Below are 17,558 nucleotides of genomic sequence, written 5' to 3'. Positions count from 1 at the left end.
AAATTACGCTACCTCTTCACTGCTCTTACTGCTATATTCCTTCTATCTTCCTGATCATTCAAAGGCCACCGCGCGATAGCAACGATAGCGCAAGATCACCTGGAGAAAAATACGGCTACCGTGGTAGCCGCTTACTTGCAAGGTCAAACCATGGAAGAGGTCAGCACCTGGGCGGATGAAAACAAGAACCCAGCCTCCTCGGCCTGGCATTTCCTGATCCTGCCGTTAGGTCTGAGTCATGAACAATTCGTTAATGCGGTGCAGCAAAGTGATCATAACGTGTATACCGCCATCCTGAAAAATGAGGCCACGTTGAAGGATGGCAATGCCACACCTGAACAAAAGAATAAGGCTTTAAAATATCTGATCCATCTTGTTGGCGACGCCCACCAGCCCATGCATGTCGCGGGAAAAGAAGACAAAGGTGGCAATACTATTCAGCTTCGTTTTGGCAAAGGCATAAACCTCCACAGCCTTTGGGACAGTAAACTAATTGAACACGAGGGACTGTCACCGGAACAGATCGTGCGTGTATACGATACCGCTACACCAGAAGAGATCAGCAAATGGCAGGCGGACAGCCCGATGGAATGGTTGTGGGAAAGTTATCAGTTGTCCACCGAGTTATATGCGAACGCGAAACCCGGGCAAACTATGGACGAAGCTTACTATAAAAAATACATTCCTTTCATCCGCCAACGGATCGATCAGGCGGGCATTGGCCTGGCAGGTGAGCTGAATAAGATCTTTTTCAGCGAACAAGTGAAGACGGTCTCTGTTATGCTGGTACCTCCGCCTCCACTGCCTTCACTTAAAGGAACTATCAAATTAAGCGAGGTAAATAAAGCCATTGGTGATTCAGTAACGGTGGCGGGTAAGGTTTTTGGAAGCAAGGATATCGGCAGTATGGTGCTGATTAACCTGGGCGCAGCCTATCCCAAACAATTACTGACCGTAGTATTTAAAGGTAATGCCAAGCCGCTGGCGGTAGGATTGGATGGCAAAACCATCGCCGTCAGCGGTAAAGTAAGCAGCTTTAAAGGCAAGCCACAGATCCTGGTCACCGAAGCCGAACAATTGGTCATACAAGAATGAGCGAAACGCTTTATTTACCTATCAGCTACCAAGGCAAAGAACTGGAACTGGAAGTCCGTATGGAGCGCTGGGGCTATACCTACCGGATCGCCGTGCTGATCGGCGACGAAACCGTGCTTTTCGAACCTGATGAAGAAGGTAGCTACCGTGCCATGACCGCGGACGGGATGCCGGGCAAGACCGCCCCTGGCTTATTACGCGCGATCGTTGCACAACTGGCCGGCCTGCTGCCCTGAAACGTTTACCGATTATAAGTAGCGGTATTAACGTTACAAGGCTCCCAATAATACTTCCTTAGCAGACTTATACCGCCAATCGTTGACCGGCCCAAACCGCAACTTTCGTTGACAGCATCCCATCTGTAAAGATCCAATAAAAGGGGCATCAGCGCTTCAGAATTATGGGTGATCGACATGAAATTAAGTTGGCTGAGTTTTTGCCTCATTGTGCAAAACAACAGCAACCTATGGAAATGATCAAATCGTCATCATTAAAGAGCAAAGCAGAAGTCATCAATGACCTTAAAAATAAACTGGCAGTAGTTAACGACGGAAAGGAGGGTTATCTTTCCGCATCCGAGGCCACAGAAAACCCTGAGTTAAAGTCGCTATTCAAGAGATACTCCGGGGAACGTATCGTATATGCCGCTGAACTAAATGAACACATCGCACTACATGGAACGGATGCAGAGAATGTTAGTGGCGGAATACCAGGCGGTTTACACCGCACCTGGCTCACCATCAAGCAAGCGCTGAGCAATAACGAGGATAAAGCAATCCTGAACGCCATCACCACAGGCGAGCGCGCAGCGATTGAGCAATATGATGCATGCATCGACAATTACGCTGATCATGCCGATCATTTGCAGTTACTTGCAGAGCAAAGGGCAGGTATAAGCGCTGCTCTGTCAGATATCGAATCCCGAATTGTTCAGCAACATAATTAATCATAAGGGTTGCGAAATCGCAACCCTTTTCTTTTCAATATAATACGTAATTATGGATTTGGATTGGAATAAGATATTCATCGGCGATCTTATTTCAGCTTCGCTACAGAAATAGTTATCCGGTCGTTGGTGATTGTTTTATTATGGTCTTGCTGGTTTTACGATTATCAGGCAAAAAAGGAGTTAGGCAACGTTCTCTCTCCTAATATGCTGGCCAATGGCTGGGGAAGGATCATCTTTATTTCAAGCGAATCAGCCGTACAGATTCCTGAAGAAATGATCCATTATGGTATGACTAATTGACTGTTCCGTTATTTAAGAGGAGTTCACAGGGAATTAATCCCCATAGCGACAGGATAAAGTGTCGATAATCTCTGTAACCCTCGGAAAACAGTTCGACTTAGTCCAATTACGGCGGCTCCACCGGGAAATTACGGGCTCATTGGCCTTCCTGTTACGAAATCGTAGACAATTTATTCCATAACACTTTGACCATGTTTATTGATTAACGTTTCTGATAAATTCCTATTAATTTGATTTTTCCTAGTAAAAAGTATTAGTTACATTTTCTCAAATGACGTCTAAAATACTAATATATTTAGTATTTTAGACCTGTAATCTCCCAGCATTGATCGTATGTTCACATTATTTATTCCTTACACCGTAAATATTTTATTGATAGTCGCCTTTATCATTGACCGGATTTTTCGGCTTCGTTCTGTTAATGAGTATAAGTCTGCCAAGGAAGCGCAGATTGAGACATTAAAACAACAACTGGAAAATGAGCGCAGGAATAACGACATTGAACTAACTGAAATGCATAAAAAAAGGTATCAGAGCCTTAAAGTTGTGTTGGAAGAAAGAGAAGAGGAAAACGATAAAAACAAGGAAGCCCTCCTAAAGCTGAGCATTGCCTTAGAAAAGGCGTCAGAAAGCAATTCCTCAACGAAAACCTTGGTTGACGAACTGGTCGCTGAAATCAATCGTTTGGCATTACGAAAGAAAAAATTAGAGATAGAGAAAATGTCATTACTAAACAAAATTGAAGATTTGCTAAATTACCCTAATTATCTGCCATACGACCTAAGAAATCCGCGATAAATTTATCAGCTGATTCTATTTGTTACCTTCTGGAAATTAAGTCGGGAAATCCCCGAATATAAATTTCTCTTAGCCCACAGGGCGGCAGATATTTGCCTTGTCAAATACAGCTTTTATTTTTTCTTTTCCCCATAGCTTCGTTCCTGCTTGTTTCGGATGTTTAAGGAAGAACTGGTTCCGCTTATTGAAATATCGGTCGATGGCCTCCATGCATTCTTCGACGGTTTGGTAATCGCTGTTGTGAACGACCGATTTAGCCATGCCGCTGAAGACGGATTCAATGACATTCAAGTGGGGTGCTTTGGTAGGGAGAGGGACGATGATGATCTCGGGGGTCTTTAGTTTTTCTCGGTAATCCGCGTCGTTAACTTCTGCTAGATACTCCAGCAATTGGCATGAATCATGCCAGGCGGCAGCATCCCAGGACAGGTACAGCCGTTTCTGATCCTGGTATAATAAGGTCAACACTTCGATCAGTTTGATCATTTCATCGGTGTTTTTTTTGGCCGAGTAAAACCAGGCCAGCTGGTTAGTGGATAACTCCAGTGCGCAGGTACAGATAATAAATCCTTTGCCTTTATCCACTTTCCGGTAAACGGGCGGTTTCCCTTGCTCAGCAAGCATGCGGCCACCTTGCGGCCGTATGGATTTCGGGCCATATTCGTCGATCGAAAAGAACTTCTCATCCTTGCCCAGATTGCTTAACACGTTTTGGATGTGTTCATATTTCTCCTGGTATTGCGGATCATTACTTACAATAACCTCCCTGGAACGTTTATAACGGACGCCGCGGCGGCGGAGGTAAACGCTGACCGTTGAAAATGTGATTCGGATACCGGTGTGTTTGCTATAAGCATAAGCCAGATCCGTAATGGTCCAGGAGACCCGGTCGATTCCGTATAGTTTGGGGCTTTGCCGTACCATGTGGATAAGGCCGTCGATTTTACGTTCTATCTCCAGTCTTTTTTGCGGGCTGATGGGTTTTTTGCTTCCGGGGCGGCCAAGTGCCTCCAGCCCTTTTGTTTCATAGATAGTCATCCAGCTTCGAAGTGTTCTGGTGGTACAGTCGATCCTTTCAGCAAGTTTTGCTCTACCGTTATAGGTGTAAACCGTTGTTAAAGCGACGGATACCTGCCAAAGGCGGTGGTCGTTACCTATCCGCCATTTGTGTAAAGTGGCCAGCTCCTTCGGCGAAAATTTGGCCTTTAATTTGGCGGTACTCAGTTCTTTTTCATGCTGATCGAACCAACGGCTAAACACATGGTAAAATCCGGGTCTGCTATACCCATCGGGGCACTGTGCATGATAACGCTGGTAAAGCTTCTCAGCCTGTAATACCGGTCCCGGTTCTGCCGCGATCACTGAAGGCATAACACGGGCGAAATTGCGGTAAAAGGCGGTATCTTGTCTCACCTTGTCTTTGCCGATAAAAAAGGAATAATCGCTCAGCTTTTCAGGGTGTTCTTTTTCGAGGACGCGAAACTCATTGATATAAAAACGGATGGTCGCGAATTGGAGCCGGAGCTTATCCGCTAAATAATTGATATTAAGCTGCCGGGCGATATAGTGCTGCCGGATAAAATCCTTTTTTGCTTTCGAAATTTGCATACCTAATTCGTTATTAGTTAAGATAGGTTTCTTCTTGAATATATCCGAGCAAGCGAAGGTCTACGGAAACTTGGTTGTTTAATACAACACTTTGCTTTGATCTATCATATCCAGCCTGCAATCAGTTCTACGGCGATTGACGATCAATATTATCTACAATAAAGCGGAAGCCGCATATATCGCCGTCATTCAAAATGTCATTAAAGCACAGCAGTACACCTAATATTTAGAACTGCGAGAAAATTACAAGAACGACCCGGTATACTATTTTGCCATGCCCGACCATTTGTTTCGTAATGGCATCGGGAAACCGATTTGCGGAATTTGAGCAATCTTGTTGAATTGGGCCTTGATAACAATGAGCTTTACAGGATGCTGGGTTAAATTTTTGGTGCATTCAGAAGAGAAAGTGCTATCTGCAAAAAGAAGTTTTTATGTTAAATCAATAGCATCATCAGGTTTTTTTTCATAGTACGCTATGGAAGTTATCACTTCAACCCACTTATTAAAAGCAGCATCATAGAAGCTCTTTGCATCTATGAGTCCTGTTAAATTTGGTTGCGCTGTAAAGGGATTATCTTTGATCTTCAATTCCTCATTAAGCAATAATTGTTTCGCTTCATTGAAAGCTGTTAACCTGTTATTATAATGCTCTTGATAGTTCATTTAAACTCAACATCACTCCTTGACAATTGTTTATGCTTCTGATTAATAATATAAACTTTTGAGAAATACTAGTGTTGTCCTTATAAACTACACAACATGAAAAAGATAATATTAATAACGTACTTATTTGCCGGTATGGCAATGACTTCGTGTAATTCCTCTGACAATGGCGAAAAAGGAAAAGAAGTTGATACTATGAAAGGCCGTGCTGGTACGGATACTATTATGGGTGGGGGCAAGAACCCTGATACCATACCTAAGCCAGGAGTACCAAAGGTTGACCAAAGAGGTATTGATTCAAATGCGGTAAAAGCTCCTGATGAGACAAAAAATAAGACCAACTAAGATATATCGTCTGATATGACGCGCAACTGAAAATAGATATTCTCCATGTTCCCCGAGGTTTGATCGAAACAATAACCCCGGAGTCAGGAGAAGTGACCGGCTAATTGGCTAAGATGATGAGAACGCTGATCCTTTCCGACATCCAGGTGGCTGTGAAGGCCTGACCAGCCCGGGGGTAGCGAAACCAAGGAAAACCGGTCGGTACCATCTTTATTTCTGCAGTTATTAAAGGCGAACTCCATAGTTTTCGAAAAGTATTCAGCGGATCATGCCGAGACATCATTCATCAAACCGTGAATGGCGCCGCCGAATTACTCGTCGATCTCTTATTGTGCGGGGAACCGGAAGTCAGAAAACCTCATTTAATATATAAAGAATCAATACCCATCCTATGACAACGCAAAAAACAACCCGTACCAAACGTGATGGCGCACTGGAAAGTCCCTGGCAGCGCAATAGTGCTGAACTGAATCCTGGCTCAGCCACTGCTTATCCGGCGCTTACCTATGACTGCCTGGTCATCGGCGCCGGGATTACCGGCATTACGGCGGCATTGCTTTTACAGGAAGCCGGTAAGAAGGTGGTGATCGCGGAAGCAAATACCGTTGGCTTCGGAACGACAGGCGGTACCAGTGCACATATCAATACCTTCGCAGACACCACTTATAAAGAAGCAGAGAGTGCTTTTGGAAAAGAAGGCGCACAGCTTTTTGCGGATGCCGTCAACGAAGGGGCCGGACTGATCAAGACCAATATCAGCAACTACCTGATCGACTGCGACTATGAGATCAAGACAGGTTATGTCTATGCCAAGGACGAAAAGCAGGCCAAACAACTGGCTGACATATTAGATGGTGCAAAGGCAGTCGGGATTCCGGCCTACTATGTTGATCAGGCTCCTGCACCGGTGCCTTATCAGGCGGCACTGGAATTCCCTGATCAGGCGCAATTCCATCCACTCAAATACCTGCAAACTTTGCTGAGCGAATACCTCAATGCCGGCGGAATATTGCTGGAGGAGACCAAAATTGAAACTGTAAAAACTGAAGGTAATTTTCATGTTGCGGATCTACCACAAGGCGAAATCAAGGCCAGGCAGGTGATCTATGCAACACATCTCCCACCGGGTATCAATTCCTATAGTCTGCGTTGCGCCCCCTACCGCAGTTATGTGCTGGCGGTAAAGTTAAAGGACGATACCTATCCGGATGCTTTAGTTTACGATATGCAGGAGCCCTATCACTATTTTCGGACGCATGTGGTCGATGGGGAAAGGCTGCTCATCGCCGGCGGGAATGACCACAAGACGGGTCATGACGAACCTGAAAAGGCATTTGCCGATCTGGAGAAATATGTGCGTGAGAATTATGATGTGTCATCAATAAAATATCGCTGGTCAAGTCAGTATTATGTTCCGGTAGATGGTTTTCCTTATATCGGGCAAATGGCCGAAGCTGCCAAAGGTGTTTATTGCGCTACCGGCTATAACGGCAATGGCATGATGCTGGGTAGCATAGCCGGTAAGATCCTGAGCGACCTGGCGCAAGGTAAAGATAATAAATATGCAGACATCTTCAGTCCATCCCGCTTGAAACCGATTGCCGGTTTCACGGCTTTTGTGCAGGAGAACGCGGATGTGGCCTATCACTTTGTAGCCGACCGCTTCGGCATTCACGAAACGGATTCATTAAAACGATTATCGCCCGGAACCGGGCAGGTTGTCGAAGTAGACGGAAAAAAGATCGCCGCTTACCGCGACGATTCGGGTAAGATCCATGCGCTCAGCCCGGTCTGCACGCATGCCGGTTGTATCGTAAACTGGAACGGTGAAGAGAAAAGCTGGGATTGCCCTTGCCATGGTGCACGTTATGATATTGATGGCAAGGTACTGACCGGCCCCGCGACGCTGAATTTAGCAATTATTGATCCTGAGAATAATGCGTGACCTTGCACAACGATTTCCTGAAAATCCGCTGCTCCTTCCAAAGGACCTGGTTCCGAGCGGTCCGGGCCTGCAGGTCATCAGCTTGCTGAACCCCGGCGTGTTTCGGTACCAGGAAAAAATATGGTTGCTGGTACGGGTGGCTGAAGGCGTTGCCGAAATGGAAGGTGTGATCTTCTTTCCCGCACTGAACGCTACCGGCAATACCGAGATCATCGAAGTACCGTTGAATGACCCCGACCTGATCGCGACAGATGCCAGGGTGATCAATTACAAAGGCCTTGATTACCTGACGACCATATCCCATTTACGGTTGTTATTCAGCGAAGATGGCATACACTTTACGGAGCCGCCAAGCCCTGCATCCCTGTTTGGCACCGGCTACCTCGAGCGGTTTGGTATCGAAGATTGCAGGGTGACCCAGATCGACGATACATACTACCTGACCTATACTGCTGTTTCCGATAGCGGCGTCGGCGTCGGCTTACAAACAACAAAAGACTGGCAGCATTTTGAACCGGGCGGCATGATCCTGCCGCCGCATAATAAGGATTGCGCCATTTTCGAAGAAAGGATAAACGGGAAATATTATTGCCTGCACCGCCCCAGCAGCAAGGAGATCGGTGGCAATTATATCTGGCTGGCTGAATCGTCCGACAGCCGGCAATGGGGTAATCATCATTGCCTGATCAAAACAAGGCCGGGCCTGTGGGACAGTGCCCGTGTAGGCGCCGGTGCGGCCCCGATCCGAACTGCGCAGGGCTGGCTGGAAATTTACCATGGTGCCAACGAACAACACCAGTACTGTATTGGCGCTTTTTTGATGGACCTGGACGATCCATCAAAAGTGATCGGCCGGACGACCGAACCGATTATGGTACCGACAGAACCTTACGAACTTAGCGGCTTTTTTGGCTATGTGGTCTTCACCAACGGGCATATCGTCAATGGCGACCGGCTAACCATTTATTACGGGGCGGCGGACGAGTTCGTTTGCGGCGCGCATTTTTCAATTACCGAAATATTAAACCAACTAAACTGAACACACGATGAAGGCAACATCAGCATGGCTCTTAAATGCCAACGCTCACCTGAATGATCCTGCGCTACCCATTGTCTTTGAAAAACAGGCGGCGGGCTATTCTTTTAAAGTTCACATTTTTTATGATTCTTGCTGGCTGGTCGCGGCCTGGCCAAAAGGCAGCCGAATCGCGTTCCGAATGGCCTATTCACCTAACGACCGGCTGGAACTGAAAAAGCTTTCGGAAAAGGACGGAAAGATCATTTTAAAGATCAGTTCGCTGATCGGCGAGCAGGAATGCGTTGTCGATCTGCCGGATGCGGAAGCTATTCCCGTATTGCGCCTGACAACTACCTTAAAGCCAACCGCGCCGCTGTTGTTCCCTTACTGGCCGCGGGATATCGTCGTTCTGGGTGCCGCAGGCAGCGAACTTTTGGCCGAGGGAGAAATCAAAGTCAAACAGGTGGGCACACGCTCGGGGCAGTTATATTTCAGCTTAACCCGTCCGAAAGCTGGTTCCGTGCTGTACCTGCAAAATTTGACAGCGCTGGCAGATTACAACCAGGCCACGGAAACCTCCGCCGGTGAGACGGTAGGCGGCGAATGGCCGGAGATCGGCTTTGCCCTTCCGCCGACGATAAAGAACAAGCCTTTAGAAGCAGGAAAAAGCTATGTATTGAGCGACGCCCTGATCGCTTTTAGTGAAGAGGTTCCGGCCGACGAACCGGCCATGGTACGCCAGTATCTGGACCTGACGGCGGCTATTTACTTAACACTGCCCAAACCAGATACCAGTTATAAGCACTGGCCGGATATCCTGCAAAAGGGTTTGACCGATCTGCAAACCAGTCCTGGTTGCTGGTCGCAGGTAGATGGCAATCACTATCTGAATGCTTACCTTTCTGATTACAAAACTCCACCAGAGATCATGGTGCAGCTGGCCGTTTTGTTGCCCTTGCTGGATTATGTGGAATGGACAGAGGCTGAACTGGAGATGATGAAAACGATCAAAGACGGTCTGACGGCTTTTTATGATGCCGACCTGGGCACGATCATGCGCTGGCATCCGAAGATGGCTGATAAAATGGAAGCGGTCGAAGAGCAGATGCAACCCATGGTCATGGATTCCTGGTACCTGAACCACCCGCTGCTTAACCTCTCACGGTTAGCACTCAAAGGCGATAAGGTTGCTGAAAAACTCTTCCTCGATTCGCTGGAGTTCGCCATTAAGGTGGCGCATCATTTTGACTATACCTGGCCGGTATTTTATAAGATGGATACACTGGAGGTCGTGAAAGCCGAGACCCAGCCGGGAAAAGGAGGTGAAAAAGACGTGCCCGGCCTGTTTGCACACATCATGCTCCAAGCCTGGGAACTGACCGGCGAAAAACGATATCTGGCTGAAGCCGAGAAATCTGCACTACGCTTGCTGGGATCGGGATTCCAACTCTTTTACCAGGCTAATAACACCGCATTCTCTGCCGGCGCAATGCTGCGATTATACAAGGTCACCGGAAAGGAGGTGTATAAAGAACTAAGCTACCTGTGTGTAGTCAACATCCTGCAGAATACCAGTCTCTGGGACTGCAACTATGGCTATGGGAAGAACTTCCCGTCCTTTTTCCGCTTATTCCCTTTGAACGATGCGCCTTACACGGCAGCCTACGAGGAGGAAGAGGTGTTTTGTGCCTTGCACGACTATCTGCGTCATGCTGAAGGGGAAGATATGCTGCCTTCACTCAGGTTGTTGATCGCGGAATATATCCGTTACCTGGTAGACCGAGCCGTATATTATTATCCGCCCATGCTCCCTAAAGAGATGCTTTCTGAAGATGTCAAAACCGGTGAAGTGGACGCGAACCTGTGGATCGCACTGGAAGATATGCACGATGGCTGGGAAAAATCAGGCGAGGTTGGACAGGAAGTTTACGGCGCAGGCAATGCTTTCGGTATCCTGCCGAGGCACTATATGCAGGTCGACGGGCAACCGTTCATGATCTATACTGATTACCCGACTTACGGCTTTTCAGCGAAAAAGCATCGTCCGGCGAATTTCAGACTGGCCGGTGATGGCCGGCTGAACTGCAGGCTGATGATCGTTAAGACTGGAAAAGGCAAATTGCCTGAATTCGATGTCAGGTTAAAGGGACACCGGGAACCCTGGAAGGGTAACAAAACAAAGGATGGCCACCTCGAATTCATTCTGCCAGGTGACAGTCAGGTGCATATTGACTGGAAATAAGGCATTAAAAAGGTCGGCGGGAAAATATAGCTCTATAAAATTACTGGAATAATAATTGCACTACATGACCGCGATCAATGATCGCAGTCAACATCAGATCAACATTCATTAAAATCTAATATTATGCCTACAAAGACAAACAAAAAAGCGACTGCAGCAGCTGCCAGTCGTACACCCGAAGCCGAAAGCGCTTTAAAAGAATTATTCGTCGACGAACTAAAAGATATCTATTGGGCAGAAAAGCATTTGGCAACAGCCCTGCCTAAGCTGATCAAAGGGGCGACTTCGGAAGATCTGAAACAAACAATCACGACGCACCTGGGAGAAACCAAAAACCAGATCACGCGTTTGGAAAGTGTATTTGCCTCTGTAGGTGAAAAAGCCACGGCTAAAAAATGCCTGGCCATGGAAGGCTTGTTAGCGGAAGCTACCGAACTGCTGGAAGATACCGAGAAAGGCACTGAAGTGCGTGATGTGGCCATTATCTCTGCAGCACAAAAGGTTGAACATTATGAGATCGCCTCTTATGGTACCTTGCGTACATTGGCCGGCACCTTAGGTTTCAGTGAAGCACAAGGCTTATTGGATGAGACCCTTGCAGAAGAAAAGAACGCGGATTCTTTGTTAACCCAGGTCGCTGAAAATTATGTAAATGAAGCTGCCGCTGCTGAGGTAGAGTAATAAGTTACAGCTGTGATACGAGAGGCCGGTGTATACGGCCTCTTTTTTTGTATTAAATACGATCATGATGGATCAGCTATTAAAATCATTGCTTTCTGGCTTTATGGGTACGAATGCGATGACCGTATCGAGTGTCCTACTGCCAAAAATAACGGGTGAAAAACTTTAGGGAGCCGACGCATCTTGAAACCCTGATCAAATGTTTACCCCACACTGGTCCGGGCATGCCAAAAGATCTCTGCCTTGGGCGCACACTACGCTATGAGCTTTAATTTCGCCGATACTTATGTCGAGTTAGGCAAACCAAGAAGTCGAGCACTCCTTAAAAACGGGATTATCCTGGGCATTGTTAGCGGCGTGTTAGGGTATTTGATCTGGAAGAGAACGTTGATGGCTCATCCATTACATACGCGGATCAATTACTCCCATTATTATCTTCAGCGAATTCCGGCCCATATCAGTTTTGCGAACTAATGACCAAGCTCAAATGGCTTCCACAATAATGCAGTAAAAATCATCGAAGCAGTGTTTTAAAGGTGTGTCCCTGATCAAACTATATATTTAGCAGTAATTTGAAGAAACAATGGCCGATCCGCCCTAGATTCATCGAAATTTCAATGTAGCTATTGTTTAATTTGTTTTACAGGAAAATCAGCTGCTGCATCCTGAAAATATTAAATGAAGCAGTTTCTATGCTTTCGATTATGTATAAATAGAAATTATTGAAAGATCCCGTAATTTAGGCATTCCTTTATCATAATAAATGTAGAAAAACCATTTTCTACTAATTCATCCTCGTAGGCTGATGGAGGTTCTTACATCAAAATACCTTTTACAGGAGAAATTCAATTCCGATCTGGCTGCTGCCGTATGATTTCGTTATTAAGTACACTAATTTATTTCCGCGTCACCAGGTTCTTTTTGATACGACTTAATGTTTCCGGAGCGATACCCAGGTAAGACGCGATAAGGTTTTGCGGGATACGCCCGATCATTTGCGGATTTAATTCGGTTAGTTGCACATACCTTTCTTCGGCACTGTGCGTAATGGAACTCATCAACCGGCGCTCCTTTGTAACAAGGCTGTTTTGATAAAGTATCCGAAAATACCGGTCCATGATAGGTACCGCAACTGTTAATGCTTCGTAGTTTTTATGGGAAATCATCAATAGTTGAGAATCTTCTATAGCATCGATATTAAATACCGCGGGTTTGCCTGACAGAAAACTATTGAAGTCGGATAACCACCACCCTTCCCAACCAAATACACTCATATGTTCATCGCCCCTATCATCGACATTATAGGTACGCAGCAAGCCTTTGGCCACAAATGCCAGGTGCTTACAAATATCGCCCTCCTGTAATAAATATTGCCGTTTCCGCAATCGTTTAGAAATGAAAAAAGTGGTTATAATCTCCTTGTCAGCATCTGTAAGCGATACTTTTTCCTGAATGTGGCTAAAAAGTATATCGATCATATAACCTAAGCTAATCTTGCGGCAAAGATAACCTTTAGACTTGATATAGATCAAGTGTATTAGTTGACGCACATCAACGCTGCGCCAAAGGGTTACCGTTAATTTTGTGATCTCATTTATTAAATAGTATTATGTCATGAGCAAAATAGCATTAGTGGTTGGAGCAAGCGGCATCACCGGGGCTAATTTAGCCGAAAAGCTGATCGCCGAAGGTTGGGAAACCTACGGATTGGCCCGCACACCTAATACGGAGATCAATGATTTGAAACCGGTGGCGGCAGATCTGTTGGAAACAGCCAGCCTGCGATCGGCTTTAGCAGCGGTTAGCCCTACCCATGTGTATATTACCACATGGATGCGTAACGAGACCGAAGCAGAGAACATCCGGGTCAACAGCCTGATGGTGCGTAATCTATTGAACGTATTATCTGAAAAAAGGAGCGTTGAACACGTGGCCCTGGTAACCGGCCTGAAACATTACCTGGGGCCGTTTGAAGCCTATGCAAAAGCAGGCTTTCTGCCCGAAACACCCTTACGCGAAGAACACCCAAGGCTCGATCTGGAAAACTTTTACTATGCGCAGGAAGACGAAGTTTACGCTGCAGCCAAGCGCGACGGCTTCACGTGGAGTATTCACCGCCCGCATACCGTAATTGGCAAAGCGGTTGGTAATGCCATGAACATGGGCACCACCTTAGCTGTGTATGCCAGCATTTGCAAAGAAACAGAGCGCCCGTTTATCTGGCCCGGCTCCGCGGCGCAATGGAATGGCTTATCGGACGTAACCGATGCGCGGGTATTAGCAGCACACCTGATCTGGGCATCGACCACGGAAGCGGCACGAAACGAAGCCTTTAATGTGGTTAACGGAGATGTTTTTAGATGGAGCAGGTTATGGAAACGGCTGGCGTACTACTTTGATGTAGAAGCTACTGGCTTTACCGGCAGTATCCATTCACTCGAAAAAGAAATGGCCAATGATGCCGATCGCTGGCTACAAATCGCCCAAAAATATACGCTGAAAGAAGAGGACTTAAGCCGACTGGCTACACCTTGGCACACCGACCTTGACCTGGGCAGGCCCATCGAAGTGATGACTAATATGTCCAAAAGCCGCAAACTGGGGTTCACAGTTTATCAGGATACGGAAGAAACTTTTTACAATCTATTCGAACAACTGCGGGCGTCCAAGCTGATACCTTAAAAATATAGGCAGTGTTTCCGAATATCAATATTAATGCACCAATTGTAATATGATTGGTGCAATTTGTCTATCTCATGGTATTTTGCCCGCCCTATCTTTGCCAGCAGCTGATTGCGTATTAATCGTCCACTGTTAAATTACTTATATCAGTATCATTTAACAACATTATAAAGCAATACCATCTTGAAGTACTTTATGGAAATCTTCACACCCATGCTAGCCTGGCTAAATCTACAAAAATGAGAGAGCCGATTAGTGACAAATGTAAATGACTGTTCAAAGGGACTTTTCGATCAGGGTTTAAGCTATAATCAGTATGAACGAAAATGACCAGGACACACTCCATCGTGCCGGTTATAATTTTTTAGTTATCTGGACCATTCCAACCGATGAACCTCCAAGCAATTTAAAAATGTTCACACAGCAAAGCCTCCAAATCGGTGCTCGATTTTATTGACCATTCCGAGTTATAAGTAATGGTATTAACGTTACATGGCTCCCAATAATGCTTCCTTAGCAGACATATATCGTCAATCGATGACCGCCCAAACCGCAACTTTTGTTGACCGTGCCCCATCTGCAAAGATCCAATTAAAGGGACATCAGCGTTTCAGAAATTAAGGGTGATCGACGTGAAATTAAGTTGGCTGAGTTTTTGCCTCATTGTGCAAAACAACAGCAACCTATGGAAATGATCAATCGTCATCATTAAAGAGCAAAGCAGAAGTCACCAATGACCTTAAAATTATACTGGCAGTAGTCAACGACGGAAAGGAGGGTTATCTTTCCGCATCCGAGGCCACAGAAAACCCTGAATTAAAAGCGCTATTCAAGAGATACTCCGGGGAACGTATCGTATATGCGGCTGAACTAAATGAGCACATCGCACTACATGGAACGGATGCAGAGAATGTTAGTGGCGGAATACCAGGCGGTTTATACCGCACCTGGCTCACCATCAAGCAAGCGCTGAGCAGTAACGAGGATAAAGCAATCCTGAACGCCATCACCACAGGCGAGCGCGCAGCGATTGAGCAATATGATGCATGCATCGACAATTACGCTGATCATGCCGATCATTTGCAGTTACTTGCAGAGCAAAGGGCAGGTATAAGCGCTGCTCTGTCAGATATCGAATCCCGAATTGTTCAGCAACATAATTAATCATAAGGGTTGCGAAATCGCAACCCTTTTCTTTTCAATATAATACGTAATTATGGATTTGGATTGGAATAAGATAATCATCGGGGATCTTAATTTCAGCTTCGCTGCGGAAATAGTTATCCGGTCGTTGGTGATGTTTATTATGGTGCTGCTGGTTTTACGATTATCCGGCAAAAAAGGAGTCAGGCAACTTTCTCTCTTTGAAGTGGCCATCATAATCAGTCTTGGCTCAGCAGCGGGTGATCCAATGTTTAATGAGGACGTAGCCATCTTGCCGGCAGTAATCGTGTTCGCCGCCATATTGTTATTTTACAGGCTTATCACTTATTTCGCTTCTAAAAGTCAAAAATTTGAGAAACTACTGGAAGGGGATTCCTTGTATATCATTGAAGATGGCCGCTTTGTCGTCATGGATGAATCCAATCACACATTCGCGAAAGATGAGTTTTTCGCCGAAATGAGACAACAAAGCATTGAACATGTCGGCCAGGTCCGGATAGCTATACTCGAAAGCAACGGCGCCATAAGTTTTTATTACTACAGTGATAAAGAAGTTAAACCAGGTTTGCCGATCGTACCAAAGGTCTATCGAGCCCGAAGCTGTACAGTAATGGAAAGTGGACTTTATGCGTGTACATTCTGTGGCAATACCGAAAACTTAGCTGCCGGGAACCATCAATGTAAACGCTGCACAAAAAATGAATGGGTTGGCGCTATCAGTACGCTCAGGCTATCCTGATCGTCGATGGAAAGTTTAGACACCGATCCGCAAAGTGCTGATTTGAAAAAGTTGAACCGATTTGGTCAATAAGTTTGAACAGGGGGGTTCATAAAACGCTGGAATTCTAATGCTATCGGCTCTTGTAATTGATGAACACCACATAATATACTTCGATTGATATTTTATGTTCACAATGCACCATAAAGCCTAACTACCTTCAGATACAAAGGCAACTTTGGACGGCTCTTTAAGCATTTCAGCGATCACTGCCTTAACGATCTTACTTCGGGTTTGAGATGACTGTTTGGGATTAACAATGTAAATCAGCAGCACCTCTACCCAATTGTTCTGATGGATCCTGAAATTAACAAATGGGAATTCTTTGATCTCGAAATCCTCCACCAGCCCTTCAGAGATCTGGTCACGCATATCCGGTATGCTCTCTTTCGTTTTGGCATCCAGTTGTTCCAGGCAGGCTTTTCGTACCGTATGTTCTACCCAGTCGAGGTCGCTGTTGAAGGTGATATAAAATGAGACTTCGTTCCATACCAGCGGCAATTTCTGCCAGGAGTAGTTATAGACCTGGTTTTGAAAGATCAGACTATTGGGAAATCTGATCAGCCTGCCACTTGGCAGATCACTGCTCATCAGGTTTCCTGCAAATTCCCAAAGCGTTGTATCTAAAAAATTAATTTCAACCACATCACCGTTAAAGCTTCCGACCTGGATGCGGTCGCCGACCTTGAATGGTCCACGCATGATGATGTAAAACCAGCCGATCAGGGACGCAATAGGCGTCTGCAAAGCAAAGCCCAACAACAGGGATATTAAACCCAGGGAAACCGCCGCCGTGTACCAGTTTGCGTTCAAAAAGGAAATGAATATAAAAATGATCAAAATGTAGGTAATCAGACGGGTAACCTGGACCAGGTTATAGAGTAATCCTTTGTCAAGTTGAGCTTTAGCTACCTGGGTTTGTACAAACCTCGAGACGATTAGGATGGCAAAGCTGCAAGCACCGGCAAAGAGCAGGTGCTCAAATAAATCATGATAAGATCCAATGAAATCGAATATTTTTAATCTTATCACGAAGGTAATTGCGATACAAATTATCGCACCAATAATATACGTTCCGATCTTCGATTTCTTAACCTCCTCGTTATGCAGTTTTTTTATGGTCGCTTTTTGTTCGGGCGTGGCTTCCTGGGTTTTGATTTCCATTTTTGATACTATAGATTGGTTTACGAAAATTATCATCCCGCAGTTTTAAAGCCTATTCACTTCGCAGATCACTATCACATAGCTATCAAAACCATGAATGAGCCTATTCACATTGTCCCAATT

General features: G+C 45.6%; 15 protein-coding genes and 2 pseudogenes. 13 read left to right on the top strand and 4 right to left on the bottom strand.

What is annotated here, in order from left to right; genetic code table 11:
- Positions 1-72: 72 nt before the first annotated feature.
- The 4 genes and pseudogenes from ABD894_RS11125 to ABD894_RS11110 all read left to right on the top strand — a co-directional run.
- A pseudogene (locus tag ABD894_RS11125) lies at positions 73-1,095 on the top strand (S1/P1 nuclease); the annotation flags it as partial.
- Positions 1,092-1,331 carry a hypothetical protein gene (locus ABD894_RS11120; RefSeq protein WP_345211101.1) on the top strand — a complete coding sequence of 80 codons (240 nt, stop codon included), beginning with the start codon at positions 1,092-1,094 and terminating at the stop codon, positions 1,329-1,331. The pseudogene ABD894_RS11125 and the gene ABD894_RS11120, both read left to right, overlap by 4 nt.
- A gap of 230 nt (positions 1,332-1,561) precedes the next feature.
- Positions 1,562-2,041 carry a PA2169 family four-helix-bundle protein gene (locus ABD894_RS11115; protein WP_345211100.1) on the top strand — a complete coding sequence of 160 codons (480 nt, stop codon included), beginning with the start codon at positions 1,562-1,564 and terminating at the stop codon, positions 2,039-2,041.
- 636 nt (positions 2,042-2,677) lie between these two features.
- On the top strand, positions 2,678-3,142 hold the full coding sequence (locus ABD894_RS11110; protein WP_345211099.1) for a hypothetical protein: 465 nt from the start codon (positions 2,678-2,680) through the stop codon (positions 3,140-3,142).
- 69 nt (positions 3,143-3,211) lie between these two features.
- Here the strand turns inward: ABD894_RS11110 and ABD894_RS11105 are convergent, their stop codons facing one another.
- Positions 3,212-4,750, bottom strand: coding sequence for an IS630 family transposase (locus ABD894_RS11105; protein ID WP_345211098.1), 1,539 nt, complete (start codon positions 4,748-4,750; stop codon positions 3,212-3,214).
- 432 nt (positions 4,751-5,182) lie between these two features.
- Complete coding sequence (locus ABD894_RS11100; RefSeq protein WP_345211097.1) at positions 5,183-5,416, bottom strand: hypothetical protein; 234 nt, start codon at positions 5,414-5,416, stop codon at positions 5,183-5,185.
- A gap of 96 nt (positions 5,417-5,512) precedes the next feature.
- Between ABD894_RS11100 and ABD894_RS11095 the strand changes: the two genes are divergently transcribed.
- The 6 genes and pseudogenes from ABD894_RS11095 (at position 5,513) to ABD894_RS11075 (ending at position 11,647) form a co-directional block, all read left to right on the top strand.
- Complete coding sequence (locus tag ABD894_RS11095) at positions 5,513-5,761, top strand: hypothetical protein (RefSeq protein ID WP_345211096.1); 249 nt, start codon at positions 5,513-5,515, stop codon at positions 5,759-5,761.
- 194 nt (positions 5,762-5,955) lie between these two features.
- Positions 5,956-6,156 (top strand): annotated as a pseudogene (locus ABD894_RS28145) (hypothetical protein); the annotation flags it as partial.
- A complete protein-coding gene (locus ABD894_RS11090) occupies positions 6,153-7,706 on the top strand; it encodes an FAD-dependent oxidoreductase (RefSeq protein ID WP_345211095.1) in 1,554 nt (517 codons plus the stop codon). The pseudogene ABD894_RS28145 and the gene ABD894_RS11090, both read left to right, overlap by 4 nt.
- A 97-nt stretch (positions 7,707-7,803) precedes the next feature.
- Entirely contained in the window at positions 7,804-8,745 is a 942-nt protein-coding gene (locus ABD894_RS11085; protein WP_345211094.1) for a glycoside hydrolase family 130 protein, read from the top strand.
- Between the two features lie 7 nt (positions 8,746-8,752).
- Positions 8,753-10,966, top strand: coding sequence for a hypothetical protein (locus tag ABD894_RS11080; RefSeq protein WP_345211093.1), 2,214 nt, complete (start codon positions 8,753-8,755; stop codon positions 10,964-10,966).
- 123 nt (positions 10,967-11,089) lie between these two features.
- Positions 11,090-11,647: a YciE/YciF ferroxidase family protein gene (locus tag ABD894_RS11075; RefSeq protein ID WP_345211092.1), complete on the top strand. Its 558-nt coding sequence runs from the start codon at positions 11,090-11,092 to the stop codon at positions 11,645-11,647.
- 896 nt (positions 11,648-12,543) lie between these two features.
- Here ABD894_RS11075 and ABD894_RS11070 read toward each other — a convergent pair.
- Positions 12,544-13,125: a Crp/Fnr family transcriptional regulator gene (locus ABD894_RS11070; RefSeq protein WP_345211091.1), complete on the bottom strand. Its 582-nt coding sequence runs from the start codon at positions 13,123-13,125 to the stop codon at positions 12,544-12,546.
- 136 nt (positions 13,126-13,261) lie between these two features.
- On the opposite strand from ABD894_RS11070, the gene ABD894_RS11065 reads away from it, so the two are divergent.
- The 3 genes from ABD894_RS11065 (at position 13,262) to ABD894_RS11055 (ending at position 16,232) form a co-directional block, all read left to right on the top strand.
- On the top strand, positions 13,262-14,329 hold the full coding sequence (locus ABD894_RS11065; protein ID WP_345211090.1) for an SDR family oxidoreductase: 1,068 nt from the start codon (positions 13,262-13,264) through the stop codon (positions 14,327-14,329).
- Positions 14,330-14,992: 663 nt separating this feature from the next.
- Complete coding sequence (locus ABD894_RS11060; RefSeq protein WP_345211089.1) at positions 14,993-15,493, top strand: PA2169 family four-helix-bundle protein; 501 nt, start codon at positions 14,993-14,995, stop codon at positions 15,491-15,493.
- Positions 15,494-15,545: 52 nt separating this feature from the next.
- Positions 15,546-16,232, top strand: coding sequence for a DUF421 domain-containing protein (locus ABD894_RS11055; protein WP_345211088.1), 687 nt, complete (start codon positions 15,546-15,548; stop codon positions 16,230-16,232).
- Positions 16,233-16,421: 189 nt separating this feature from the next.
- Here ABD894_RS11055 and ABD894_RS11050 read toward each other — a convergent pair whose 3' ends face one another.
- Positions 16,422-17,435: a mechanosensitive ion channel family protein gene (locus ABD894_RS11050; RefSeq protein WP_345211087.1), complete on the bottom strand. Its 1,014-nt coding sequence runs from the start codon at positions 17,433-17,435 to the stop codon at positions 16,422-16,424.
- Positions 17,436-17,558: the final 123 nt, after the last annotated feature.

The organism is Mucilaginibacter gynuensis (assembly GCF_039541195.1).
Lineage (GTDB): Bacteria > Bacteroidota > Bacteroidia > Sphingobacteriales > Sphingobacteriaceae > Mucilaginibacter > Mucilaginibacter gynuensis.
The sequence above is the reverse complement of the archived record's forward strand: the minus strand, read 5'-3'. Positions and strand labels throughout refer to the sequence as shown.

Excerpts from the sequence above, each read along its gene's own strand:
- ABD894_RS11120 (WP_345211101.1), top strand. The coding sequence starts at position 1,092 with ATGAGCGAAACGCTTTATTTACCTATCAGCTACCAAGGCAAAGAACTG.
- ABD894_RS11115 (WP_345211100.1), top strand. The coding sequence starts at position 1,562 with ATGGAAATGATCAAATCGTCATCATTAAAGAGCAAAGCAGAAGTCATC.
- ABD894_RS11110 (WP_345211099.1), top strand. The coding sequence starts at position 2,678 with ATGTTCACATTATTTATTCCTTACACCGTAAATATTTTATTGATAGTC.
- ABD894_RS11105 (WP_345211098.1), bottom strand. The coding sequence starts at position 4,750 with ATGCAAATTTCGAAAGCAAAAAAGGATTTTATCCGGCAGCACTATATC.
- ABD894_RS11100 (WP_345211097.1), bottom strand. The coding sequence starts at position 5,416 with ATGAACTATCAAGAGCATTATAATAACAGGTTAACAGCTTTCAATGAA.
- ABD894_RS11095 (WP_345211096.1), top strand. The coding sequence starts at position 5,513 with ATGAAAAAGATAATATTAATAACGTACTTATTTGCCGGTATGGCAATG.
- ABD894_RS11090 (WP_345211095.1), top strand. The coding sequence starts at position 6,153 with ATGACAACGCAAAAAACAACCCGTACCAAACGTGATGGCGCACTGGAA.
- ABD894_RS11080 (WP_345211093.1), top strand. The coding sequence starts at position 8,753 with ATGAAGGCAACATCAGCATGGCTCTTAAATGCCAACGCTCACCTGAAT.
- ABD894_RS11075 (WP_345211092.1), top strand. The coding sequence starts at position 11,090 with ATGCCTACAAAGACAAACAAAAAAGCGACTGCAGCAGCTGCCAGTCGT.
- ABD894_RS11070 (WP_345211091.1), bottom strand. The coding sequence starts at position 13,125 with ATGATCGATATACTTTTTAGCCACATTCAGGAAAAAGTATCGCTTACA.
- ABD894_RS11065 (WP_345211090.1), top strand. The coding sequence starts at position 13,262 with ATGAGCAAAATAGCATTAGTGGTTGGAGCAAGCGGCATCACCGGGGCT.
- ABD894_RS11055 (WP_345211088.1), top strand. The coding sequence starts at position 15,546 with ATGGATTTGGATTGGAATAAGATAATCATCGGGGATCTTAATTTCAGC.
- ABD894_RS11050 (WP_345211087.1), bottom strand. The coding sequence starts at position 17,435 with ATGGAAATCAAAACCCAGGAAGCCACGCCCGAACAAAAAGCGACCATA.